Origin of the sequence: Candidatus Accumulibacter aalborgensis (assembly GCF_900089955.1) — a bacterium.
GTDB lineage: Bacteria > Pseudomonadota > Gammaproteobacteria > Burkholderiales > Rhodocyclaceae > Accumulibacter > Accumulibacter aalborgensis.
Window position 1 is genome coordinate 13,610 of sequence record NZ_FLQX01000101.1, and the last position, 24,691, is coordinate 38,300.

Annotated in this window: 23 protein-coding genes; 18 read left to right on the top strand and 5 right to left on the bottom strand. The window is 61.7% G+C overall.

What is annotated here, in order from left to right; translation table 11 throughout:
- Positions 1 to 11 precede the first annotated feature (11 nt).
- Positions 12 to 1,430, bottom strand: a complete 1,419-nt coding sequence (locus ACCAA_RS07795) for a bifunctional enoyl-CoA hydratase/phosphate acetyltransferase (protein ID WP_186406676.1) — start codon at positions 1,428 to 1,430, stop codon at positions 12 to 14.
- 263 nt (positions 1,431 to 1,693) lie between these two features.
- Here ACCAA_RS07795 and ACCAA_RS07800 point away from each other — a divergent pair, with 263 nt between their 5' ends.
- From ACCAA_RS07800 to ACCAA_RS07855, 11 genes are all read left to right on the top strand, one after another.
- On the top strand, positions 1,694 to 3,538 hold the full coding sequence (locus ACCAA_RS07800) for an NAD(P)H-dependent oxidoreductase subunit E (RefSeq protein ID WP_186406677.1): 1,845 nt from the start codon (positions 1,694 to 1,696) through the stop codon (positions 3,536 to 3,538).
- Positions 3,535 to 4,290, top strand: coding sequence for a 2Fe-2S iron-sulfur cluster-binding protein (locus ACCAA_RS07805; protein ID WP_186406678.1), 756 nt, complete (start codon positions 3,535 to 3,537; stop codon positions 4,288 to 4,290). Before ACCAA_RS07800 ends, ACCAA_RS07805 begins: the two co-directional genes overlap by 4 nt.
- A 1-nt stretch (position 4,291) precedes the next feature.
- The gene (locus tag ACCAA_RS07810; RefSeq protein ID WP_186406679.1) at positions 4,292 to 4,855 is read left to right on the top strand and encodes an NADH-quinone oxidoreductase subunit B family protein; all 564 of its coding nucleotides are present in this window, start codon (positions 4,292 to 4,294) and stop codon (positions 4,853 to 4,855) included.
- An 8-nt stretch (positions 4,856 to 4,863) separates the two neighbouring features.
- Positions 4,864 to 6,357 (top strand): Ni/Fe hydrogenase subunit alpha, encoded by a 1,494-nt coding sequence (locus ACCAA_RS07815; protein WP_186406680.1) that lies wholly within the window; start codon positions 4,864 to 4,866, stop codon positions 6,355 to 6,357.
- Positions 6,358 to 6,507: 150 nt separating this feature from the next.
- Positions 6,508 to 7,032 carry a hydrogenase maturation protease gene (locus ACCAA_RS07820; RefSeq protein ID WP_186406681.1) on the top strand — a complete coding sequence of 175 codons (525 nt, stop codon included), beginning with the start codon at positions 6,508 to 6,510 and terminating at the stop codon, positions 7,030 to 7,032.
- Between the two features lie 218 nt (positions 7,033 to 7,250).
- A complete protein-coding gene (locus ACCAA_RS22575) occupies positions 7,251 to 7,856 on the top strand; it encodes a toxin-antitoxin system TumE family protein (protein WP_342674037.1) in 606 nt (201 codons plus the stop codon).
- A 468-nt stretch (positions 7,857 to 8,324) separates the two neighbouring features.
- Positions 8,325 to 9,431, top strand: a complete 1,107-nt coding sequence (locus ACCAA_RS07835; RefSeq protein WP_245754490.1) for an AAA family ATPase — start codon at positions 8,325 to 8,327, stop codon at positions 9,429 to 9,431.
- Between the two features lie 50 nt (positions 9,432 to 9,481).
- Positions 9,482 to 9,901 carry a hypothetical protein gene (locus tag ACCAA_RS07840; RefSeq protein ID WP_186406684.1) on the top strand — a complete coding sequence of 140 codons (420 nt, stop codon included), beginning with the start codon at positions 9,482 to 9,484 and terminating at the stop codon, positions 9,899 to 9,901.
- Between the two features lie 216 nt (positions 9,902 to 10,117).
- On the top strand, positions 10,118 to 10,612 hold the full coding sequence (locus ACCAA_RS07845) for a nucleotidyl transferase AbiEii/AbiGii toxin family protein (protein ID WP_186406685.1): 495 nt from the start codon (positions 10,118 to 10,120) through the stop codon (positions 10,610 to 10,612).
- The gene (locus ACCAA_RS07850) at positions 10,609 to 10,782 is read left to right on the top strand and encodes a hypothetical protein (protein ID WP_186406686.1); all 174 of its coding nucleotides are present in this window, start codon (positions 10,609 to 10,611) and stop codon (positions 10,780 to 10,782) included. The genes ACCAA_RS07845 and ACCAA_RS07850 overlap by 4 nt, the downstream gene beginning before the upstream one ends.
- Before the next feature lie 143 nt (positions 10,783 to 10,925).
- Positions 10,926 to 11,468 (top strand): CAP domain-containing protein, encoded by a 543-nt coding sequence (locus tag ACCAA_RS07855; RefSeq protein WP_186406687.1) that lies wholly within the window; start codon positions 10,926 to 10,928, stop codon positions 11,466 to 11,468.
- Positions 11,469 to 11,516: 48 nt separating this feature from the next.
- Here the strand turns inward: ACCAA_RS07855 and ACCAA_RS07860 are convergent, their stop codons facing one another.
- Entirely contained in the window at positions 11,517 to 13,667 is a 2,151-nt protein-coding gene (locus ACCAA_RS07860; RefSeq protein ID WP_186406688.1) for a carboxy terminal-processing peptidase, read from the bottom strand.
- A gap of 100 nt (positions 13,668 to 13,767) precedes the next feature.
- On the opposite strand from ACCAA_RS07860, the gene ACCAA_RS07865 reads away from it, so the two are divergent.
- Positions 13,768 to 14,820: a permease gene (locus ACCAA_RS07865; RefSeq protein WP_186406689.1), complete on the top strand. Its 1,053-nt coding sequence runs from the start codon at positions 13,768 to 13,770 to the stop codon at positions 14,818 to 14,820.
- Positions 14,821 to 14,843: 23 nt separating this feature from the next.
- Complete coding sequence (locus ACCAA_RS07870) at positions 14,844 to 15,074, top strand: thioredoxin family protein (RefSeq protein WP_186406690.1); 231 nt, start codon at positions 14,844 to 14,846, stop codon at positions 15,072 to 15,074.
- An 89-nt stretch (positions 15,075 to 15,163) separates the two neighbouring features.
- On the opposite strand, the gene ACCAA_RS07875 is transcribed toward ACCAA_RS07870, so the two are convergent.
- Together ACCAA_RS07875 and ACCAA_RS07880 are read right to left on the bottom strand one after the other, a co-directional pair.
- Complete coding sequence (locus ACCAA_RS07875; protein WP_186406691.1) at positions 15,164 to 17,167, bottom strand: acyl CoA:acetate/3-ketoacid CoA transferase; 2,004 nt, start codon at positions 17,165 to 17,167, stop codon at positions 15,164 to 15,166.
- 37 nt (positions 17,168 to 17,204) lie between these two features.
- On the bottom strand, positions 17,205 to 18,602 hold the full coding sequence (locus tag ACCAA_RS07880; RefSeq protein WP_186406692.1) for a GntP family permease: 1,398 nt from the start codon (positions 18,600 to 18,602) through the stop codon (positions 17,205 to 17,207).
- A 287-nt stretch (positions 18,603 to 18,889) separates the two neighbouring features.
- On the opposite strand from ACCAA_RS07880, the gene lysM reads away from it, so the two are divergent.
- Entirely contained in the window at positions 18,890 to 19,405 is a 516-nt protein-coding gene (lysM, locus tag ACCAA_RS07885; protein ID WP_186406693.1) for a peptidoglycan-binding protein LysM, read from the top strand.
- 152 nt (positions 19,406 to 19,557) lie between these two features.
- Complete coding sequence (locus ACCAA_RS07890; RefSeq protein ID WP_186406694.1) at positions 19,558 to 19,809, top strand: GlsB/YeaQ/YmgE family stress response membrane protein; 252 nt, start codon at positions 19,558 to 19,560, stop codon at positions 19,807 to 19,809.
- 43 nt (positions 19,810 to 19,852) lie between these two features.
- Here ACCAA_RS07890 and ACCAA_RS07895 read toward each other — a convergent pair whose 3' ends face one another.
- Entirely contained in the window at positions 19,853 to 20,914 is a 1,062-nt protein-coding gene (locus ACCAA_RS07895; RefSeq protein WP_186406695.1) for an extracellular catalytic domain type 2 short-chain-length polyhydroxyalkanoate depolymerase, read from the bottom strand.
- 134 nt (positions 20,915 to 21,048) lie between these two features.
- On the opposite strand from ACCAA_RS07895, the gene ACCAA_RS07900 reads away from it, so the two are divergent.
- From ACCAA_RS07900 to ACCAA_RS07910, 3 genes are all read left to right on the top strand, one after another.
- Positions 21,049 to 22,206 carry a pyridoxal phosphate-dependent aminotransferase gene (locus tag ACCAA_RS07900; RefSeq protein ID WP_186406696.1) on the top strand — a complete coding sequence of 386 codons (1,158 nt, stop codon included), beginning with the start codon at positions 21,049 to 21,051 and terminating at the stop codon, positions 22,204 to 22,206.
- Between the two features lie 85 nt (positions 22,207 to 22,291).
- Complete coding sequence (gene mscL / locus ACCAA_RS07905; protein WP_186406697.1) at positions 22,292 to 22,729, top strand: large conductance mechanosensitive channel protein MscL; 438 nt, start codon at positions 22,292 to 22,294, stop codon at positions 22,727 to 22,729.
- A gap of 221 nt (positions 22,730 to 22,950) precedes the next feature.
- On the top strand, positions 22,951 to 23,856 hold the full coding sequence (locus tag ACCAA_RS07910; RefSeq protein ID WP_186406698.1) for an RHS repeat domain-containing protein: 906 nt from the start codon (positions 22,951 to 22,953) through the stop codon (positions 23,854 to 23,856).
- Positions 23,857 to 24,691: the final 835 nt, after the last annotated feature.

The window sequence follows — 24,691 nt, forward strand, 5'->3', positions numbered from 1 at the left end:
GGCGGTGCGCTTCAACCGGACTTCTGCTTCTCGCGATTGGCGTGGGCGATCAGGGCCGCGATCACGCATGAGGCGATGCGCGTTTCGGCGGTATCGGCGCGGCTGGTGAGGACGATTGGTACCCTGGCGCCGAGGACGATACCGGCGCTGAGCGCGTTGGCCAGATACTCGAGCTGCTTGGCGATCATGTTGCCGGACTCGAGGTCGGGAACGACGAGGATGTCGGCACGACCGGCCACCGCCGAGGTGATGCCCTTGGTCTTGGCAGCGACCAGCGACACGGCGTTGTCGAAGGCGAGCGGGCCGTCGAGCAGGCCACCCTTGATCTGGCCGCGATCGGCCATCTTGCACAGGGCGGCGGCGTCGAGCGTGGACTGAATCTTCGGGTTGACGGTTTCGACCGCCGAGAGAATGGCCACCTTGGGTTCGGGGGTGCCGATGATGTGCGCCAGGTCGATCGCGTTCTGGATGATGTCGACCTTCTCTTCGAGCGTCGGCAGGATGTTGATCGCCGCATCGGTGATCATGATCGGTCGCGGGTAGGTCGGCACGTCCATCAGGAAGACGTGGCTGATTCGGCGCTCGGTGCGCAGACCGGCGGCGCGCGAGATGACCTCGGCCATCAGTTCGTCGGTGTGCAGGCTACCTTTCATCAGGGCCTCGACGTCGCCGCTGCGGACCAGCGTGACGGCCATCGCCGCCGCATCGTGACTGTGTTTCACGTTGACGATGCGGTGTGAGCCGAGGTCGAAACCGTTTTCCTCGGCGACGGCCCGGATCTTCGCCTCCGGGCCGATCAGGAATGGGTCGATCAGATTGGCCTCGGCAGCCAGCAGAGCGCCCCTGAGCGACTCGCGGTCGCAGGGGTGAACGACGGCCATGTCGATCGGCGCCAGGCCGGCGGCACGTGCGACCAGAACCTGCAGGCGCGCGTACTTGTCGGAAATGGTGATTTCCGGCATCGCTGTGCGCTTGGTCTTGATCTTCTCGGTCGGCGCCAGGACTTCGGCGCTGCCCGATACGACGAGCAGGTTCTCCTGATTGACGCAGGCGCAGTCGAGGACGATGTGGTGGTTGTGGTCGAACTTCTGCCGGACCGTCACCGTCACGGTGATCGTGTCGCCTATCGTCACCGGCCGCGCAAAATGCAGCGTCGAGTCGATCAACACGGTTCCCGGCCCTGGGAATTGCGTGCCGAGGATGGTTGACATCAGCGAGGCGGTCCACATGCCGTGGGCGATGAAATCGCGGAATAGCCCGCTGTGCCTGAATTCGGCGTTGGCCAGGGCGGGATTCATGTCGCCGGACATCAGCGCGAAGAGCTTGACGTCCTCCGGGCGTAGCGTGCGGACCAGTGACGAGGTGTCGCCGACGTTGATTTCATCGAAGCGTCGACTTTCGAGAAAATCAGGAGAGGTCTCAAAGTGCATGATGGTACTCCCTGGGGTACTCAGTACTCAGAAGGTGGTAGCCGGAATGGTAACCCCATTGATCATTATGCTGCAATGCACCACGAAATGGTAGGGGAGCGGGTGGAGGAGCCGGGATGGGAGCGGAACGTCGGAGGAACGCCGCCGGGCGTTTCCACGGCATGGCTTTCCCACTTCCCGTTGACCTGGATCAGCACGCGCCCCGATCGTCGGACTAAGCTGCGGTACAGCGTATCGGAAACTGCCTTGAGCAGCGGGAGGTCATGGTGACGAACGAGTGCATTGAAACACGACGGCTTGAGGCCTTGCTGCTGCCGATCGTCGACGGTCATCGTCGTGACCCCGGCCTTCTGCTCCAGATCCTGCGCGCGGTGCAGGATGCCTTGGGCTATCTGCCGGCCGCCGCGCTGACGGTCATCGCGCGGGCGCTCAATCTGCCGCGCGCGCGCGTCGAAGGCGTTGCAGGCTTTTACTCTTTTCTTCATCTGGCCCCCGTTGGGCGCTACCGCGTGCTGTTCTCGGACAACATCACCGACCGCATGCTGGGCAGCGTCGAGCTGATGGATCGCCTGTGCAACAGGTTGTGGATCGAACGTGGCAAGGTCTCCGAAGACGGGCTGGTCAGCGTCGATACGACGTCCTGCACCGGCATGTGCGATCAGGGGCCGGCGCTGCTGGTCAATGGCCAGGCGCTGACCCGCATGTCGGCCGAACGGATCGACCGTATCAGCGAATTGATCAGGGCGGAGACCCCGCTGGCCGACTGGCCGAGCGAGTATTTTGTCGTCGAAGACAACATCAGGCGCCGCGACGCGGTGCTGACTGCCCAATCGCCAGCGGGAGAAGCACTGCAGGCGGCCATTGCACGCGGTGCCGATGCGATGCTGGCGGAAATGAAGATCTCCAACTTGCGCGGCCGCGGCGGCGCGGGGTTTACCACGTACATCAAATGGGAGTCGGCACGCCGGGCGACCTGCCGCCATGAACCCCCGGCGCGTTACGTGGTCTGCAACGCCGACGAGGGCGAACCGGGGACCTTCAAGGATCGCATCCTGCTCTCGAGCTATGCCGACCTGCTGTTCGATGGCATGAGCGTCGCCGGCGTAACGATCGGGGCGAGCAAGGGTCTGGTCTACCTGCGTGGCGAGTACGCCTATCTGCTGCCGGCACTGCACGAGAACCTGGAGCGCCGCCGCCGTAGTGGCCTGCTCGGACCGGCGCTGTGCGGCCACGCCGATCTCGCTTTTGACATCGACATCCATCTCGGCGCTGGCGCTTACGTCTGTGGCGAGGAAACGGCCCTGCTCGAGTCGCTAGAAGGCAAGCGCGGCGTGCCGCGGATTCGCCCGCCTTTCCCGGTCAGCGAAGGTTATCTTGGCCAACCGACGGTGGTGAACAACGTCGAGACGCTGTGCAAGGCGGCGCTGATCGCGGTCAACGGCGGCGCCTGGTTCGCTGCTCTGGGGACCAAGCAATCGACGGGGACCAAGCTCTTGTCGATCTCGGGCGACGTCGAGACTCCCGGGATTTACGAGTACCCCCTCGGAGTTTCGGTGGCACAGGTGCTCAACGACTGCGGCGCCGGCAACGCGCAGGCGGTGCAGATCAGCGGCCCCTCGGGAACCTGCCTGGCGATGCACGAGTTCTCTCGCCGCATCGCTTTTGAAGACGTGTCGACGGCGGGTGCGTTCATGGTTTTCGGAGCGCACCGCGACATGTTCGAGGTGGCGCGCAACTTCGCGCATTTCTTCGCGCACGAAAGCTGCGGTTTCTGTACGCCGTGCCGCGTCGGCACGGCGTTGGTTGCCAACTGCATGGACAAGATCTCCAACGGCCTGGGTTCGCAATACGACATCCGCGAGATTTTCAAGATCCACCGTCTGTTGCACGCGGCCAGCCATTGCGGGCTGGGACAGTCGGCCTGCAATCCGCTCTTCGACACGCTGAACAAGTTTCGCCCGGCGTATGAGCGACGCCTACGGTCGCTCGACTTCGAGCCGGCCTTCGACCTCGACCAGGCGCTGGCCAGCGCGCGCCAGATGACCGGGCGCGACGACCCCGCGGCGCACTTCGGTCTGGCCGCCAGAGTTCCGGGAGTTGAATCATGAATGGAGTCACGAATGGAGTCATCAAGCAGCAAAGCCTCCTGCTCGATGGCATGCCGGTGCCTTTCGACGACGGACAAACGATCATGGACGCCGCGATGGCCGCCGAGATCTTCATTCCGCACCTCTGCCACCACCCCGAGTTCAAGCCGCAGGGGAGTTGCAAGCTGTGCACGGTGAAGGCCAATGGCCGCTACGTTTCGTCGTGCACGATGCCGGCCAAGGACGGCATGGAGGTCGAGAACAACTCTCCCGACTTGAACGACAAGCGCCGGACGATGCTGCAGATGCTGTTCGTCGAGGGCAATCACTTCTGTCCCTCGTGCGAAAAGAGCGGCAACTGCATGCTCCAGGCGCTGGCCTACGAACTCGAGATGCTGTCGCCGCACTTCGAACAGTTCTATCCCGACCGGCCGGTCGATGCTTCGCACCCCGACGTCCTGCTCGACTTCAACCGCTGCATTCTGTGCGAACTGTGCGTACGCGCCAGTCGCGATGTCGACGGCAAGAACGTCTTCGCGCTGTCCGGGCGAGGCATCAGCAAGCATCTGATCGTCAACGCCGAGTCCGGCCGCCTGGCCGATACCGACTTTTCGCTCGCTGACCACGCGGCCCACGTCTGCCCGGTCGGCGTCATCCTCGAAAAGCGCCAGGGTTTCGCGGTGCCGATCGGTCGCCGTCGCTACGATGTCGACCCGATCGGCATGCAGGTCGAACGGCTGGCGGCGCGCAGCGCGACCGACGAGGAGAGTTGAGATGAATGCCGTTGTCCCGAGCAGGAAACTGCCGAAAGTGCGTCTGGCCACCACCTCGCTGGCTGGCTGCTTCGGCTGCCACATGTCGTTTCTCGATATCGACGAGCGCCTGTTCGCCCTCATCGAGCGCGTCGAATTCGACCGCTCGCCGCTGACCGACATCAAGCATTGCGGCCCGTGCGACATCGGCCTGATCGAAGGCGGCATCTGCAATGCCGAGAACATCCACGTCCTGCACGAGTTCCGCCGCAACTGCAAGGTCCTGATCGCCATCGGCGCCTGCGCGGTCAATGGCGGTCTGCCGGCGCAGCGCAACCACCTCGACCTCGGCCTGTGCCTGCAGGAGGTTTACCTGACCGGTCTGGGTGTCGTCGGCGGCCAGATCCCCAACGATCCCGAACTGCCGCTGCCGCTCGACAAGGTGTACCCGATCCATGAACTCGTTCGCATCGACTACTTCATCCCCGGTTGCCCGCCGTCGGGCGACGCGATCTGGAAGTTTCTGACCGACCTGCTCGACGGGCGGACGCCGCGCCTCGGGCACCCCTTGCTTCATTTCGATTGAGAGAGACCATGGCCAGCGAGACTTTCGAACTCGAGACCGCATCCGCCGACGCCGCGACGCTGCGCCGGGTCGCCATCGACCCGGTATCACGCGTCGAGGGCCACGGCAAGGTGACGCTGCTGCTCGACGAGAACGATCAGGTGCAGCAGGTGCGCCTGCACATCGTCGAATTCCGCGGCTTCGAGCGCTTCATCCAGGGGCGCCCGTACTGGGAGGTGCCGGTGATGGTGCAGCGCCTGTGCGGCATCTGCCCGGTGTCGCACCACCTGGCAGCCGCCAAGGCGCTCGATCACGTGGTCGGCGCCGACCGCCTGACGCCGAGCGCCGAAAAGCTGCGCCGCCTGATGCACTACGGCCAGATCCTGCAGTCACATGCGCTGCACTTCTTTCATCTCTCGTCGCCCGATCTGCTCTTCGGTTTCGACAGCGAGGCCGGCCGGCGCAACATCGTCGGCGTTGCCGCCGCGCATCCCGAGATCGCCAGACAAGGCGTGCTGCTGCGCAAGTTTGGTCAGGAAGTGATCCGCCTGACCGCCGGCAAACGCGTCCATGGCACCGGCGCGATTCCCGGCGGTGTCAATCGCGCGCTCTCGCGCGAAGAGCGCGACGGGTTGCTGGCCGATATCTATCAGATCGTCGGCTGGAGTCGGTCGGCGGTGCGACTCGTCAAACGCCTGTACACCGCCGATCCCGCGCTCTACGAAGTTTTCGGCACCTTCCGCTCGAACATCCTGTCGCTGGTCGGCGCCAACGGCGCGCTCGACTTCTACGACGGCCGCCTGCGCGCGCGCGACGCCGACGGCAGGATCATCGTCGATGGCGCCCACGTCAAGGACTACCACCAATTGATCCGCGAGGAAGTCAAGCCGTGGAGCTACATGAAATTCCCCTTCCTGTCCGCGCTCGGGCCCCAAAATGGCTGGTACAAGGTCGGCCCGCTGGCGCGCGTGCAGAACTGCGACTCGATCCCGACGCCGCTCGCCGAAGCCGAGCGGCGCGAGTTCATCGACCACGGTGAGGGCAAGCTGATCCACGCACCGCTGGCCTACCACTGGGCGCGGATGATCGAGATGCTGCACGCCGCCGAGACGATCAAGGATCTGCTGCACGACGACGATCTTTCCGGTAGCGAACTGACCACCAGCGGCGCCCGCAACCGCGAGGGCGTCGGCGTCATCGAAGCACCGCGCGGGACCTTGATCCACCACTATCGCGTCGGCGACGACGACCTGGTGACGATGTGCAACCTGATCGTGTCGACGACGCACAACAATCAACCGATGAACGAAGCGATCCGCCGCGTCGCCCAGCGCTACCTGAACCGACGCCAACTGACCGAGGGCCTCTTGAACCACATCGAAGTCGCCATCCGCTGCTTCGACCCCTGCCTGTCGTGCGCCACGCATGCGCTCGGCAAGATGCCGCTGCAACTCGAATTGCTCGATGCCGCCGGGCGCGTCATCGAGCAGATCAGTTCAGACCAGTTGAACTCCCGCAGTTGAACTTCCGGACTCCGAGATGCGCCCAGTCGTGGTTGTAGCTTGGGTTAGCCCGCAGGGCGTAACCCAACATCCTGCGGCCGAAGTGTCGGGTTATGCCAGTCCTGAGCAACGCCGAAGAGCGACGCCAACCCGACCTGCGAATCCGAGAAATTGAAAGCGCCGGAAACGTCCCTCGCGCCGGTCGTGGTTCTCGCCTGCGGCAACCCCAGCCGCGGAGACGACGCACTCGGACCGATCCTCCTCGATCGCCTGCAGGCCTGGCTCGAGTCCGCTGACTTCGCCGGTCTGGCCGACGACTTCGAGTTGATCGGCGACTTCCAGTTGCAGGTCGAGCATGCGCTGGACCTCGTCGGACGGCGCCTGGCGCTCTTCATCGACGCCGGACAGCAGACGCCGGCGCCATTTGTCTTTCGTCGGGCGCAGGTCATCGACTCCGCCAGCCCCAGCACACATTCGCTGCCTCCCGAATCGGTGCTCGCCGTCCTCGCGCGCATCAGTCAGGAAGCGCCGCCGCCAGCTTTCGTGCTCTGTGTGCGCGGTGAGCGCTTCGAGTTGGGTGAGGGTCTGAGCCCCGCCGCGACGAGCCACGCCGAGGCCGCGTTTGAACTACTGCAGGAGTTGTGTCGTGCCGCTGATGTGGGCGCCTGGCAGGCTCGCGTGATCGCGGGGGAGTAGGGTATTGGCCAGTCGGGGCGTGCTGCGAGTAGCCAGCAACAACCCCATCGTCATGACTTGAGCACGGTCTGTTGGCGTATAGGCATGACCTTGACACGTTAGCGCTGAGGGTGAAGACGAGAATACCAACTGCAGCGATGGTAGCCGCCTGTTGCATTGCTTTACAACGCCCATCACTGTTGTTAGCATTTACAACATGCCAGCCATGCTGATCCTCGATGACCGCTACCCTCAAGGGGGACCATGCTTTTGTCGCTGTGCGTGTATTCCGGGTGCCGGCCGAGGTGCCCGGCAGCATGCACGACCTGAAGTACAGTCTGGCTTACGTGGTGGATGGGGTGTGTGTGCTCCGCTTTGATAACGAGGCTGGCAAGGGCGACCACTTCCACCGCGGCGAAGCGGAGGCACCTACCTCTTCACCTCGCTGGAACAGCTTTTGGTGGACTTCTGGACCGCCGTCGATGATTGGAGAAAATGAGATGACAAACACCGTAACCATCGGCGTCGCGTCGCGCGAAGAGATCAACGCTCGCTTCATACGCGCAATGACCACCGGCAAGCGCATGGCGCCCTTCATCGGCTTTGTCGATGAGCGCGCGCTATGGCGCACGCTGACGCCGCTACGCTGGGACATCCTCAAGGTGATGACGGGTGCGGGGCCGCTCGCACTGCGGGAAATTGCGCGTCGCGTGGCGCGCGACGTGCGCGGCGTGCATGCCGACGTGCATTCGTTGCTGGCCATTGGGCTGATCGAGCGCGACCAGGCGGGGTTTCGTTTTCCTTACGATGCAGTGCATGTGGATTTCATTCTGACGGCGGCGTGATTTTCGAGAACGCTGACGCTTCAGGCAAAAGATGGAAAACCTGCTCTCTGTCCCCTCTCGGCCAATACCTGCCGATCGATGTTGGCATTCCATTGGCCTGGTGGCACGATGCAATCATGCATAGACTTCTTCTACAGTGTCGTTATCCTCGCTTCTCTTGCTTGGAGCCCTGGGGGGGCAGTTCCGCAAATGTGGCCGGCTTTCCTACAAAGAGCCTTCTATGGAAGCACGTTGCGTTCAAGCGCACAGCATAGCTGTGCTCGACGAAAGCATAGGATATGCTATACAAGTAGCAGTTTTGGACGAAACAGCGCGTGGGTCACCCTTTAGCAAGATGTCTGAAATACTGCCCCTTGCCCAATACAATGCCCGTTCTATCAAGTGAGGCACCCCATGAAGCCGGCAGCATTCGAGGAAGCTCCTGCGTCAAATAGACCCCTTAGGCTACTTGTCCGAAACTTCGCGCACATGAAGCAGGTGGACCTCACTTTCGGCGACCTAACCGTGCTGGTCGGACCACAGGGAGCAGGTAAGAGCCTAGCGCTGCAGTGGCTCAAGGTGGCGATGGACGGCCGACAACTCGTCGATGCTCTGAAGGCTGCCGGACATCCCACTGATCGGCCTGACGTGCTTATCGACTTGATCTTCGGCAGCGGCATGGCTCCAGCCTGGAGAGATGGTGAGACTCAAGTTAGGCTCGATAAGAAAGAAATCTCCCCCAAGAACCTTGCCAGGATCGGAAACGGAAGCGAACGCCTCTTCTTCGTCCCGGCGCACCGTTCAATGCTGATCAGCGATGGCTGGGCCTCACCATTCCAGAAGCTCACATCAGACACTCCCGCTGTGGCACGCATGTTCAGCCAGAACCTCTTTGATCGATTCAGCGGCAAGGATGCGGGCACGCTTTTTCCCGTCGAAAAGAGGCTGAAGCGAGAGATCCGTAAGAAGATCGATGAGGCAGTATTTCACGGCGGCACGATCGGCATCGAAGAGGACAGCCAGCACGCGCAGCGCCTTCGCTTGGTGCACGGCGCGATGCACTTGCCCTTCATGACATGGACCGCTGGGCAGCGCGAATTCACGCCTCTTATGCTCGGTCTCTACCACTTACTCCCGTCAGTGCAACTGCGCAAGCGGATGGGAACAGAATGGGTTGTTATTGAAGAGCCCGAGATGGGTCTTCACCCTCAAGCGGTGACCGCTGTGATGCTCCTCGTTCTTGATCTCTTATGGCGCGGGTACCGGGTAGTGCTCTCGACGCACTCACCACATGTATTGACGATGCTATGGATGATGCGCCAATTGAAGGAGCAAAACGCGCGCTGGCAACTAGTCTGCGACGCATTCGACGTGGCGCGGGCTCCTATGAGGCGCGTAGCTGAAGAGGCGATTGGCAAGGATTTCCGTGCGTATCTAATGCAGTTCGACGACGGTGGAAAAGTCACGTCAGTGGACATCTCTGAACTCGATCCAAGCGCAGAGGAAGAGCGTATCGCAGGGTGGGGCGGTCTGACGGAGTTCTCTTCCCGCTTTGGTGATGCTGTGCGCAAGGCTGTGAACGAGGCAGAGTTGTGAACAAAGGTGCTAAGAAGACGCCAGTTAGGAGTGCTCTGCGGGGGGATTCGATGCTTCTGCCCTTGGTAGCCAATGGATTGGGCGCGTTGAAGAACGCGCACCGAGGCTACTTCGACGCTGCGATTCGACAGACGTTTGCTGATAGCCTTGACTTGGACGAGGCCATGCAACCTGACCATGAACAGGCGAACCGATGGGACTACTTGCTGGGCCATGCTCCGAGCGGTAACGTTGTGGCCGTTGAGCCTCACTCGGCCAAGCAGGACGAGATCACCACGTTGATCAATAAGCGCGTCGCCGCGCGCGAACAGATGAGGGGCCACCTGCGCGACGGTGCGCGCGTGGCGAAATGGCTCTGGGTTGCATCGGGAAAGGTCCACTTCGCGAACACCGAGAAGACTAGACTGCGTCTCGACCAGAACGGCATCGAGTTCGTGGGCACGAAGGTCACTGCCAAGCATCTGCCTTAGCCGCCTATGCGCAACCCGTCAATGCACTAGACCTGCGCGGCAGGCCGCTGATTTCGAGCTTTGGACGGCCGGTTCGGAGACACCTGACTGGCTCCTGAGGGTCGGAAGCGGACGAGAGCCAAAAGGGCGAAGCTCAGATCATATTCCTTGAAAATAAATGGTGTGGGCCCGGATTGAATTTCGAGAGTCGTAGCCAATTAGCGAGGGCGTAGTTGAATGTTTTACCTTGACCTGTTTCGTGCCCTTGACGGTGAGAATGTCCGCTATGTCTTGATTGGCGGGTTGGCGCTGAATATTCATGGTGTCGAGCGGGCAACGATGGATATCGACTTGATGCTCGCCATGGATGCAGAGAATCTTGCTGCCTTTCGTCGTGCCGCCGAAGGTCTGGGGATGACGCCGGTGCTGCCCGTGTCGATGAAGGATTTTTCTGATCCAGAAACCCTTCAACAGTGGATCAGCGAGAAACATATGCTGGCGTTTGCCTTACGCTCACAGGAATTGAGTGCGCCGACGGTCGATATCCTTGTGCAGCCGAAAGTGGCTTTTGATATCGCTTGGGCGCGGCATGTGGAAAAGAATTTGGGGGACATCCGTGTTCGCCTTGTCCATATCGACGACCTGATAGCACTGAAGACGGGAACCGGCAGGCAGCGCGATGTGGCAGATGTCAACGCACTGGAACGTTTGAAGGACCTGGGGCGGGGATGAACGTGGAACGTATGGATTTCAGCTATGAAATATCGGACGAGCGGCTGCTGGCCTACAGCCAGTTGCCCCTTCTGGATCGCCTGCGCTGGCTGGACGAGGTGCGCCAGTTCACGCTGATGGTACGGCAGGCGCCGATTGTAGATAGGGAACAGACGATCGCCAAGTCCTGACGACAGATCCACGGAGAGTTGACAAGCAAACGGCGCCGCGCCTTGGATGTATGCTATCGTATTCCACTCGTATCACATGACGGCTCCTGGTAGCCGTGGCCCATGTAACCGGTCTCGTCCCAACCCGAAAGGTGCCGCAAGCCATGAACCATCGAATCGCTCCAGTGACACTGGCATTCTTTTCCGCGATCGCCGTTGCTCAGGACAGGCCGCGCTCGGCAGATGAACAATTGATACGCATGGTCAACGCGTACCGAGTCGAACAGGGTCTCAACCCAGTCGCAAGCTCACCTTCGCTGACCCAAGTGGCTGTGGACCATGTCAAGGATCTGGAGCGCATGCCACCAAACGGGCAATGCAACAACCACAGTTGGTCGTCGGCAGGGGACTGGACTTCCTGCTGTTACACCGCCGATCACGCTCAGGCCAGGTGCATGTGGGACAAACCTCGCGAAATCACTGGCGGGGTGTACCGCGGCAATGGCTACGAAATCGCCCATCACGGCTCGGGCGTTACCCCTGAAACGGCTCTCCGAGGCTGGCAAAGCAGCTCAGGGCATAACAGTGTGATAGTCAACAACGGTAAGTGGGCAGATGTTCACTGGAAGGCAATTGGAGCTGCGGTATCAGAACACTATGCCGTCGTATGGTTTGGCAAGGAGGCCGACCCGGCGATCGGCCGATAAGTATTCGCGCTGGCCGTTGAACGGCGTCCAGCGCGGTGAGCAGCGAGTTCAGCGCATCTGGGTTTCCAGCGCGCTGGCTGCCGGCAGAATCTGCGCTGCTAGCCGCGGATCGGCTTTGAGCAGGCCGATCTCGTCGCTCAGAATATGGGCACTCTCGGTCAAGAGCACATCCTTGGCCTTCTTCTGCTCTTGTTCTTCAGCCAGATCGGCGCTCAGGGCGCGTTCGTTGGCCAGCAGGCCGTCGTCCTGGTGGGCCGCTTTCTGTGCGGTGGACTCGTTTTTGCCGGCACGCGATTTCTGTTTTGCCTCCTGCTTGTCGCGGTCGGCACGACGTTCCGTTTCGTTGAGCGAAATCTGGTTCTTCTTGCGCAGAGCCTTGAACTCGGCGATATCTTCGAGCAGGTATTGAAAGTCCTTGTCTTTTGCCACGCGCGCATCGTGGCGGGAGCGCAGGACCGGAAGCACCGTCGTCACGCGGCCGGAGGGGGCAAAGTCAACGGCCTTGATCTGTGTCCAGGGCAGCGCGTTTTCGGAGCTTGCCTCGCGAAATTCGTCGGCTTCGCTCGTGCTCGGGAAAACGATGTCGGGGCTGACTCCGCGCAGTTGGGTGCTGCCCCCATTGACGCGAAAGAACTGGGCGATGGTCATCTTCAGCTCGCCCAGTGGCGATTTTTCCTCCTTGGCGACTTCGTTGAGGTGGATCACCGTCTGCACGGTGCCCTTGCCATAACTCTTTTCGCCGATGACCAGGCCGCGACCGTAGTCCTGGATCGCCGCAGCGACGATTTCCGATGCCGACGCCGAGCCACGATTGATCAGCACGGCGAGCGGACCGGCCCAGACGAAACCGCTGTGCTTGTCGTTTTCGATCCGCACTTGTCCTTGCGCATTGCGTTGCTGGACCACGGGCCCCTTGTCGATGAACAGGCCAGTCAAGTCGACCGCTTCGCTCAGCGAGCCGCCGCCGTTGTTGCGCAGATCGATCAGGACGCCGTCGACTTTCTCCTTTTTCAACTCGCCCAGCAGGCGCTCGACGTCACGGGTGGCGCTCTTGTAGTTCGGGTCGCCTTTTCGGCGCGCGTCGAAATCTTCATAGAAAGTGGGCAGGGAAATGACGCCGATCCGGCGGGTGATCATTCCGTCTCTGGTCTCGATGATCGACTTCTTCGCCGCTTGAGCTTCGATGCTGATCTTTGCGCGGCCCAGGGGAATCAGCGTCGGCTTGCCGTCGGGGCTGGCATCGGCCGGCAGGACCGAGAGCATCACGGTGGTGTCCTTTTCGCCGCGAATCAGTGCGACGACGTCGTCGATACGCCAGCCGAGTACATCCGTGACCGGTGCCTGTGTTCCTTGCCCGACGCCGACGATCCTGTCGCCGACCTTGAGCTTTCCCGACAGAGCCGCCGGGCCGCCCGGAACGAGTTCACGAATCGTGGTGTACTCGTCGCGTTCCTGCAGCACAGCGCCGATGCCGACCAGCGACAGGCGCATCGAGATGTCAAAATCGTTTGCCGCGCGCGGCCCGAGGTAGTTGGTGTGCGGGTCCATGGCTGTCGCGTAGGCGTTCAGGAAGATCTGGAAAGCGTCCTCGCTCTTGATTCTGGCGTTGCGCGTCAGGTAGTTCTCATAGCGCTTGTCCAGGGTGGTGCGGATCGCCGCGTCGTCTTTCCCGGCCAGCTTCAGCCGCAGCCAATCGTTCTTGACGCGTTTGCGCCACAACTCCCGGATCTCGTCTTCGTTCTTCGCCCAGGGCACTTTATCGCGCACGTAGGGGTAGCTCTCTTTCAACGTGAAGTCAGGTTGTTGCTTGAGGAGCTGGCGTGCATAGGAGACCCTCTCGGCAAGACGCTGCCGCTGAAGGTTGAACATCGCAAACGGGATGCTCAGGTCCTGCTTGAGGATCGCGTCATCCAGTTGCGTCCGTGCGCTGGCAAAACGGTCGATATCGGACTGCAGAAAGAAGTTCTTTTCCTTATCCAGCGATTCCACATAGTGGGCGAAGATCTTTTCCGACATGGCGTCGTCAAGCGGCGCGGCCTTGTAGTGGTAGCGCGTGAGGATCTGCGCGGACCACAGGGCGGCTTGCGCTTGCTGCGGCTGCGGAAGGAGCAGCGCCAGCTCGGAACCTTGGGGATCGAGTGCCCACGCCGGGGCTGTGAGCAGCCAGGCGAGCAGAATCCATAACATCTTCTTCGTCATTCACTCTCTCCGGAATTTTTCAGCGCGACGCGCCAACGCGAGTTTCCCACATCTGGCGAACACCGTCGTATAGAATTCCCGGGTCACCTGGAGTTAGCGCATGCATGTCCTGCCCATCGATAAACTCGCCGACGCGCTGCTCAAGCGCTGGTTGATCGGGCTTGGCCTGAGCTGTGTACTGTGGGTACTTGCCTACAGTCAATTGACCGCGTTTGCCGATGCGCTGGTCAGCGTGCTGGGTCTTTCGCGGCAAACGCACTTCGGCGAAGCGGTGCATTTTTTCTTCTATGATACCCCCAAGGTGCTCCTGCTACTGACGGGGATCGTCTTCGTCATGGGAATCATCCAGACCTTCTTTTCGCCTGAGCGCACCCGGGCGCTGCTGTCCGGCAAACGCGAAGGCGTCGGCAATGTGCTGGCCGCAACGCTGGGCATCGTGACGCCGTTCTGCTCGTGCTCGGCGGTTCCTCTGTTCATCGGTTTCCTCTCCGCCGGCGTGCCGCTCGGGGTCACTTTCTCGTTCCTGATCGCGGCGCCGATGGTCAATGAAATAGCCCTGGCGCTCCTTTTCGGCATGTTCGGCTGGAAAGTGGCTGGCCTCTACCTCGGCCTGGGGCTGGTGGTGGCCATCGTCGCCGGTCTGGTGATCGGCAAGCTGAAGATGGAACGTCACCTCGAGGATTGGGTCCAGAAAATCCTTGCCGCTCCGCCTGCTCAGGTGCCCGGCGAGCGGATTTCCTGGCTGGAACGCTTCGCAGCGGGCGGTGCGCACGTGCGGGAAATCGTCGGCAAGGTCTGGCCGTACATTCTGGCGGGAATTGCTCTGGGTGCTGGCATTCACGGTTACGTGCCGGAGGATTTCATGGCCTCGTTCATGGGCCGGGATGTCTGGTGGGCGGTGCCGGCAGCGGTTCTGCTCGGGGTACCGATGTATACCAATGCCGCGGGGATCATTCCCATTGTCGAAGCGCTGATCGGCAAAGGCGCTGCGCTGGGTACGGTCCTGGCTTTCATGATGGCGGTGATCGCTCTTTCTGCGCCGGAGATGATCATTCTGAGGAAAGCACTGAAGCCGACCTTGATCGCCACCTTTGCCGGTGTCGTGGCGAGTGGCATTCTTGCTGTCGGCTACATTTTCAACTGGCTGTTATGATTCGTGCTGAAAAAGGATAATCCATGAAAAACATCAAGGTTCTCGGCACCGGCTGTGCCAACTGTCGCTCGACGGTTGCCCTGGTCGAGGCGGTGGCCAGGGAAAAGGGTGCCGAGGTGACGATCGAGAAGGTCGAGAGCCTGCCCGATATAATGCGTTATGGCGTTATATCCACCCCCGGCGTGGTGCTCGACGGGAAGGTCGTGCATGCCGGAGGCGTGCCCACGCGCAGCAAGGTCGAAGGTTGGTTCTGAACAGGGTAAACGGCGAGAGCCGCGGTTCTTGCCGTTCTGCCATGGGCCAGCCGGGTCCAATTCACACCTTCCCGTGAGCCAGTCCGGACTTATCCTTCCCTGACGTGCGCTTCGGCCTCGGCCGCCGTTTCATAGCTGCGCGCGGCGATCTTCCGCTTCTCCAGCGCCTCGCCCAGCTTGGCGCGCAGGAAGGTATTGGAGGTAAACCGCGTCACGTTATGGTAGTGGGTTTCGACTACCTCCTTGACCATCTCGATGTAGTCGTCGACGAGTTCGGGAAGGATGGAAAAGCGGTCATAATTGACGATCGCATAGACCTTGTGGCCGACCGGCGCGAGCTTGTCCCGGACCGCATGCTGAACGCGTTGGATGTCACTCTGGTTGCGAATGCTCAGACCCTCGAAGTTGAGGAAGAAGAGGTTCTTGGCGGCATCGTACGAGAGGCGATCGGCCATCGGAATGGCGAGCATTTCCGACCGGAGTTTCATCGGCTCTTCGCAGAAAATCCGGCCGTCCATCAGCGCGGGTTCGCAGTGCATTACCGGAACGAAATCCATGCGGTCGAGGATGTCCTTCTGTAGATCGACACCGGGGGCGATCTCGATCAGTTCCAGCCCTTCGGAGCAGAGCCGGAAGACACAGCGCTCGGTCACGTAGAGGACGGTCATGCCACTCTTCAGCGCCTGCGGGCCGCTGAAAGTCCGGTGCTCGACCTGGTCGACAAACTTTACGGCCTTGCCGTCCTCGAGGATGCGCAGTTTGCCGTCCTCGAGCGCAACTTCGAGGCTGCCGGCAGTGAATGTACCGACAAAGACCACTTTCTTGGCGTTCTGGGAAATGTTGATGAAGCCGCCGGCACCGGCCAGGCGCGGGCCGAATTTGGAGACATTGAGGTTGCCCTCCTTGTCCGCCTGCGCGAGGCCAAGAAACGCAATGTCCAGGCCGCCACCGTCGTAGAAGTCGAACTGGCTCGGCTGATCGATGATCGCTGCGGCATTGGTCGATGCCCCGAAGTTGAGGCCGCCGGCCGGGATGCCGCCGATCACGCCGGGTTCGGCGGTCATCGTCATCAGGTCGGAGATTTGCTCCTCGGCGGCGATATTGGCCACTCCTTCCGGCATGCCGATGCCGAGATTGACGACGGCATTGGCCTTGAGCTCAAACGCCGCCCGACGACAGATGATCTTGCGCTCGCTCATCGGCATCGCGGCAATGGCCGACAGCGGCACCCTGATCTCGCCGGCAAAAGCCGCACTATACTGTTCGGCGAAGGTCTGCATGTGGTATTCGGGTTTTTCGGCGACCACCACGCAATCGACCAGAATGCCCGGTATCTTGACCTGCCGCGGATTGAGAGTGCCACGTTCGGCAATGCGCTCGACCTGGACGATGACGATACCGCCCGAGTTCCTGGCGGCCATCGCAATGGCTTGCGCTTCCAGGGTCAACGCTTCCTTTTCCATGGTTACGTTGCCATCAGGGTCGGCCGTCGTGCCGCGGATGATGCCGACATTGATCGGGAACGCCTTGTAGAAGAGGTATTCCTCGCCGTCGATCTCCATCACGCGAACGATATCTGCGGTCGTCTTGTCGTTCAGCTTGCCGCCCCCGAAACGCGGGTCGACAAAGGTTCCCAGGCCGACGCGAGTGATCGTTCCCGGCTTGCCGGCGGCGATATCACGATAGAGGTGGGTGATCACGCCTTGCGGCAGGTTGTAGGCCTCGATTCGATTCGCCACCGCCAGTTGCTGCAGCGTGGGCACCAGCCCCCAGTGTCCGCCGATGACGCGGCTGACCAGGCCGTCGTGGCCGAAGTGGTTGAGTCCGCGAGTCTTGCCGTCACCCTGTCCGGCCGCGTACACCAGGGTCAGGTTGCAGGGCCGGCCGAGGCCGTGGACGTCCTCACTCTCACCTTCGAGAAAAAGCTCTTCCAGGGCAATGGCGATATTCTCGGCGAAGCCGATACCGACGAAACCGCCGGTCGCGACGGTATCGCCATCGCGAATCAAACGCACCGCGTCGCGCGGGGAGACCACCTTGCCGGTATCGGAAGCGCGTAACGACGAGGCCATGGGATGATTGGCAAGAGGCATGACTTGTCTCCAGTGGAGTGATGGCTTGCGGATGGAATCAGACAATCCCGGTCGCGTAGTACACGGCGATGATCACGAAAACGGCCATGGTCTTGATGATGGTGATCGCGAAAATGTCCTTGTACGACTGTTTGTGCGTCAGGCCGGTGACCGCCAGCAGGGTAATGACCGCGCCGTTGTGCGGCAGCGTGTCCATGCCGCCGGAGGCCATCGCCGCGACGCGGTGGAAGACTTCCAGCGGGATGCCTGCGGCGTGCGCGTTGGCGATGAAGGTCTCCGACATGGCGGCCAGCGCAATACTCATGCCTCCAGACGCCGAGCCGGTGATGCCGGCGAGCGAAGTGACGGTGATCGCTTCGTTGATCAACGGGTTCGGAATCGCCCCGAGCGCGTTGGCGATGACCAGGAAGCCTGGCAGGGCGGCAATGACGGCGCCGAAACCGTACTCCGATGCCGTGTTGATCGACGCCAGCAGGGCGCCGGCGACCGCCGATTTGGAGCCTTCGGCGAACTTGCTGAGCACGGTCTTGCCGGCGAAAATGAAGACCGTCAGGATGCCGACCAGCAACGCTCCTTCGACGGCCCAGATGGCGGCGATGCTGGAGATGCTCTGCACCACCGGCTTGACCGTGCCGATGACCGCCGGAAGGAAGGAGACTTCCTTGCCGTAGAGGTCCGGAATGATGTTGGTGAACACCTTGTTCACCACGCCGACCATGACCAGCGGCAGGATGGCGATCCACGGGTTGGCCAGGTTCTCGTGCTCGAAAGCGACTGGTTCGTTCAGCAGGTCAGTACCGTAGCCTTCATTCGCCGCCAGTGCGCGGCGGCGCATCCATTCGAGATAGGCCATGCCGCAGGTCATGATGAACACCGCGCCGATCACTCCTAGCCAGGGTGCCGCCCAGGTCGTCGTTTTGAAGAAGGTCGTCGGGATGATGTTCTGGATCTGCGGCGTGCCAGGCAGGGCGTCCATGGTGATCGTAAACGCCCCGAGGGCGATCGTTCCCGGGATCAACCGTTTGGGAATTCGGCTCGCCTTGAACATTTCGGCGGCGAACGGATAAACGGCAAAAACCACGACGAACAGCGAGACGCCACCGTAAGTCAGAATCGCGCAGACCAGGACAATCGACAGCATCGCCCGTTGCGGACCGAGCAGATTGATCACCGAAGCGACGATCGACTTCGAGAAACCGGACAGTTCGATCACCTTGCCGAACACCGCGCCGAGCAGGAATACGGGGAAGTAGTTCTTCACAAAGCCGACCATCTTGTCCATGAACAGGCCGGTAAACATCGGCGCGACCATGCCGGGGTCGGTGAGCAGCACTGCGCCGAGTGCCGCCACTGGCGCAAAAAGGATGACACTGTAGCCGCGGTAAGCGACAAACATGAGGAAGCACAAGGCTGCCAGAACGATCACAAAATCCATTGCTGTTTTTCCTCTCCACCTAATGAATCAAAGGTAGCGGGCTGTCGGAAAACCGTGTTGCCCGCTCGCTGCTTGCTACTGTTTACTGGTGACCGTTGGTCATTCTGACCCGAGCGTTTTGTGGGCAGCGGCAGTCTGCACCCAGACTGACTGTAAACGCAACCCTGATGTTATTGTCGTTTCGGAAAGGCGCAGGAACTGCTAGACTCGAACGAGCCTACGGACACCCGTGGAGCGTGGCTATTTTTTCGGCGCAGGCCGGCGCCAACCGACCAGGAGGAGACAGCATGGGTTTTTTTGATTTTGTCAAGGAAGCAGGCGAGAAGCTCTTTCATGCCAAGGACGCCGAGGCCGCTTCCGACGCAGTGGCCAGCGCGCCCGGTGACGATGACGCCAAGGCACGACTCGATGAGATGAACCGCACGGCGGGGGACGCCATCGAGGCCTACATCAATACCCAGGATCTGACGGTGACGGGGCTGACCGTGACCTTCGACGGCGCCACCTCGACGGCAACGGTCTTCGGTGTCGCCGGCGACCAGGCGAGCAAGGAGAAAATCCTGCTCTGCTGTGGCAACGTGACCGGCGTTTCCCAGGTCAACGACATGATGTCGGTTGATCAGAGCGAGCCGGAAGCCACCTTCTACACCGTCGTTTCGGGTGACAACCTGTCGAAGATCGCCAAGCAGCACTACGACAATGCGAACAAGTACATGGTGATTTTCGAGGCCAACCAGCCGATGCTCAGCCACCCGGACAAGATCTATCCCGGGCAGGTGCTGCGGATTCCGCCGCTGGAGTAAGGTAAGGCTGGCTTTCCAGGCGACGAAGCGGCCCGAAGTGCAAGGGCGGGTCTTCGTGGGTGCTGGCAGGCAGCGTGCTCGCTGCGCCAGACTGGCAGGTCGCCACCGCGCGACCTGCTTTCGCCTTCCGCCATATTGGTAAGGAGTGGGCAATGGGAATCGTGTGGACGATTGTTCTTGGTTTTGTCATTGGCGTGATTGCCAAACTGATTCATCCCGGCAAGGAGAACATGGGCTTCATTGTCACTGTGCTGCTCGGCATCGGCGGGTCCTTCCTTGCCGGTGCGGTCGGTCAGTTCTTCGGCTGGTACCGGGCCGGGGAGGGGGCTGGATTCATCGCCTCGGTGATCATGGCGATCCTGCTGCTGGTCATTTACGGCAAGGTACGCGGCGGCTCGTCATAGTCCTGCCGGACATCGCGGGGGCAGCGGGCTGTCTGATCTCGGGCTACTGACCAGAGGCCTGACGAGGCGTCGCCAGACGGCCGATCATCGCCCGCACGGCGGCGATCTGCCGGCCATCGCGAGTGGCGTAGCCGTCGCCGGAATAGCCCCACCAGTCCCAACAGGCAAACGGGTTGTTCAGCCACTTCCACGACCCCATCGCCAGGCCGACGCGCGGGACGGTCTGCGGGTAGAGGACGATGATCCGGTTGCTATCCGCCCAGGCGTTGTAGCCGGCGCCATCGACGAAACGCCGCCCGATCTGCGCGGCGCTCTGACGACAACCGTGGAATGCGACGTGTATCCGGCAAGGCGAGCTACGGCACGACCGTGGCACATGAACATAGCCTTCGACGGCCAGCCCGGCGTCGATAGCCTTGCCGTCGACGAAGGGGCGCTGGTCGAAGCTCAGCATCTCGCCAGCCGCCGTCGGTGGCTGCAGCGGGCCAAGCAGATGGGCGAGGATTTCACCCGCCGCATCGAGGTCGCCGCAACGGTTGATGAAAGGCGTTTGCGCGCCGTCGCAGGCGTTGGCTTGCGGATCGGCGACCGAGATCATCGCGTGTCCGGCGGCGGGCAGCTTGACGTAGCGAATCGCTGCCGGACTGAGCCAATGGCCGTAGAACTCGGCCAGCCGATCCATCACCGGCGTCGTCACCTGGTCATCCTTGCCACCCGAGAAGAGCCACACCCGGTCATCGCGCAGGTTGTCGAGGGGATCGATGCGCCCGGCGCGCGCCAGGTTTTCGGCGCGCTGCCGCAACTCCGCCAGCGATGGCAGCGGCGCCCAGGACGAAGGCGACATGCAACTGGTCAGCGCGCGCCACGTCGATCCTTCGGCGCAATCGTACGGTCCGCCGGCAATGACACCGGCGCCGCGCACCAGCTTCGAGTGCGCTACCTGAAACTGGACCGCCATGTAGGCCCCCGACGAGACGCCGGAGACGGTCAGGCCGCTGAGGTCGGCGCCAAGCCCGGGCAGTGCCGGTGCAGCGACGGCCGTTCCGACCGCCAGGCCGAGGGCGGAAAGGGGTGGCAAAAGGCTTCGCCAGGCGGGTGCAGTCATCGTGGTACTCCGGGCTGATAAACAAACGCTGCGCAGCGAATGCTGGCAGACGGTAGGGATCCTGAGTCGCTGGCGCGATTTTCACCTTAAACTGCCGGCTCGACCACTCTTCACCGCGGCCAGCGCGGATCATTATGCAGAAGTCCTCCGTCGCCATCGACTCGAAGCTGCCCTGGGTCGGAACCACCATCTTCACCGTGATGTCGAAGCTCGCCGCCGATTGCGGGGCGACCAATCTGTCGCAAGGTTTTCCCGATTTTCAGGCCGACCCCGCCTTGTTCGACGCCACCTTGCGCGCCATGCGCGCGGGACACAACCAATATCCGCCGATGGCCGGCGTTGCCGAGCTGCGGGAGGCGATCGCCGACAAGGTGGCGAGTCTCTACGGCGCCCGCTACGACGCCGAGCACGAGATCACGGTCACCGCCGGCGCCACGCAGGCGATTTTCACTGCGATTGCCGCCTTTGTGCGTAGCGGCGACGAGGTGATCGTCTTCGCTCCGGTCTATGACAGCTACCTGCCGGCGATCGAAACCGTGGGTGGCAAGGCGGTGTTCGCGACGCTCGCCTTCCCGGACTACCGCCCGGATTGGCAGCAGGTTCGCTCGTTGCTTAGCGCGCGAACGCGAATGATGATCATCAACTCGCCGCACAACCCGACCGGCAGCCTGTTCGACGCGGACGACCTGGCCAGCCTGGCAGAACTGACGCGCGACACCAACATCGTGATCCTGTCCGATGAAGTCTACGAGCATATCGTTTTCGACGGTGCGCAGCACCACAGCGTCGCCAGTCGTCCTGAACTCGCGGCGCGCAGTATCGTCGTCTCCTCTTTCGGCAAGACGTATCACATCACCGGCTGGAAGATTGGTTACGTGCTTGGCCCCGGCGAGCTGATGGCCGAGTTCCGCAAGGTCCATCAGTTCAACGTGTTTACGGTCAACACGCCTGGCCAGCTAGGGATCGCCGAGTATATGCGCGATGCCTCGCGCCATCTAGGACTGGCGGCGTTCTACGAAGGCAAGCGAGAGTATTTTCGCAATCAGTTGCGCGCTTCGCGCTTCGAATTGCTGCCTTGCCGCGGCACCTATTTTCAACTCGCACGCTACGATGCCATTGCCAATCTGCCCGACCGCGAATTTGCCTGCTGGCTGACGCGTGAGGCGGGCGTGGCGGTGATTCCGGTATCGGCTTTCTACCCGGATGGTCGTGATGACCGCGTAGTCCGTTTCTGTTTCGCCAAGCAGGAAGCGACGCTGGCCGCTGCCGGCGAAAAACTGCGCCGCGTTTGACGTGCTTCACCCAAAGCGCGCTTTGCTCCTATAATCGCGCCGATTCGAAGACCGACCATTTGCCAATTGAATTGAAGGAAGCCACATGAGCATGATGAAGGAGTTCAGGGAATTCGCCATGAAAGGCAACGTCATGGATCTCGCCGTCGGCGTGATCATTGGCGGTGCTTTCGGCAAGATCGTCGATTCGGTGGTCGGTGATCTGATCATGCCCTTCATAGCGTGGATCATGGGCGGCAAGCTCGACTTCTCGGGAATGTTCGTGGTTCTGGGTACGATTCCGGACGGTACGGCCAGGACGGTCGATGCGCTCAAGAAGGCGCAGGTGCCGATCTTCGCCTATGGCAGCTTCCTGACCATTCTGGTGAATTTCATCATCCTGGCCTTGATCATTTTCGTCATGGTCAAACAGGTCAATCGGCTGAAGAGGGCCGAGCCGCCAGCCGAAGCACCGGCATCACCGCCCGAGCTGGCCGAGGAAGTGCTGTTGCTGCGCGAGATTCGTGACAGCCTGAAGAAGTAGGCCGAGCCGTCTACGAATCGTGTCGTGACGAATCGCTTGATCTCGCCGCCAGAAGGGTCTATGGTTGCAACGCAATGCCGGATCGGGAATGGAAAAGTGGCGCCCCGGCTTGCGAATCTGCTACGACACGATGTGTGACCCGTCGCCCGGCGATAGCGAGCGCTCGATTCTGATGAGGAGGGAGCTCCTTTCGGATTATCGGCTGGATGGTGGTCGCTGCCATGTCCACGCTCCTGTGGGCGGCGACCACCGCGCGTGCGGGGACCGAGCGCTTCGACTACGACGCTCTCGGCCGACTGGTTCGTCACCTCGACTCGTCCGGAACAGTCACCGAGTACGCCTACGACGGCGTCGGTAACATCCTGGAGGTGCGCGGGTCGAGCAATGCCGGTCCACCTACCGTCGGCAGCGTCGTGCCGACCGCTGTGCGGCGTGGTCAATCGGTGCGGCTCGAAGTCAACGGCAACTGGCTGTCCGGTGCCCGCGTCACCACTTCCGACCCCGAACTGAACATCAGCAACGCCCTCACCTCGGCAGTGACCGGTGCCAGCTTCACGCTCACGGCGTCTGCCGCCGCTGCACTCGGCGCCAGGGTGTTCACGCTATCGACCTCGCGCGGGAGCGCGATCTTTTCGCTGATGATCGATCCGCAAATGCCAACGGTGAGCTTTGCACCCTTTCCCGACGCGCTGGCTGCGGGTCAGTCGCAGCAGGTGACGATCATCTTGTCGAATCCCGACCAGGTGGCGCATACGCTCACGCTCGCCATCGCGAACCCCGCCGTCGCATCGGTTTCACCTGCGAGCGTCACCTTCCCACCCGGCCAGACGCAGGCCAGTGTCAGCGTCTCGGCAATTGCTTCGGGCACTACTCTCTTGAACGCCCGTTCAGCAACGCTCGCGCCGGCCGAACTCGCTATTTATGTCTCGGCGCCGGTCGCGGGTGCGAGCAGCGCCTACGCGCCGATGGTGGGAGTCTTGCGACCCGAGGCCCCGGGTGGTGGAGCGAGTTCGATCGGGCCGTTTACGGCGCCGAATGTGGGTCTCTTCCGACCCGAGGCTCCGGGCGGCGTGGGCAGCCTGATCGGCCCGATCGTCGCGCCAGACGTCGGCGTGAACCGCGAGTGACAGGGTTCGGCATATTCGAGAGGAGAATTTGAAATGAAGCGGACCGTCATTGTTCTTGCCGCCATGACAATTGCCTTTGCTCTGCTGCCTTCGACTGCCGCGGCATTCGATAGCGGCAGCACCGGCGCAGATGGCGACTTCAACCCGCAGCAGAATACGGAGGTCGTTCTGCCGCCGAACGGCATTCTGAACTATCGGAGCGTCAATATTCCGCTTGGCGTGACCGTGACATTCAAGCGCAATGCGACGAACACACCGGTGACGCTCCTTGTAGGGGGGGACGCAGTGATTACTGGGACCATTAATCTCAATGGCCAGAGTGCCCCAGCGACTGGTGACGACAATCCGCTGGACGACGGGCTACCAGGAAAAGGGGGGCCGGGTGGGTTCGACGGAGGGTTCGGGGGTCTCACGGCCGGTACCGGTCACGGTAGCAACGGCTTGGGTCCTGGCGGCGGTGGCGGCGCGGAACCGACATCAAACCTGGACGGACCCTTGTATGGAAGCGGGGGCGGTGCTGGCCACGCGACAACAGGCCACAACGGGCTGACTAGGACTGGCGCTGCCGGTTGGGGTGCAGGTGGCCCTGCCTATGGATCCGACTTGCTGTTGCCCTTGATTGGGGGTTCCGGTGGTGGAGGTGGGTCAGGGGGAGGCTGGCAATGTGGAGGGGGAGGCGGCGGCGGTGGTGCATTGTTGATTGCTGCGACGGGGACGGTGACGGTTAGCGGTTCGATAACCGCTGGGGGTGGTAATCCGGGACCCGCTAAGACCCCAGGTGGGGCTGGCAGTGGAGGAGCGATTCGAGTTGTTGCCACGACCATCACGGACAGGG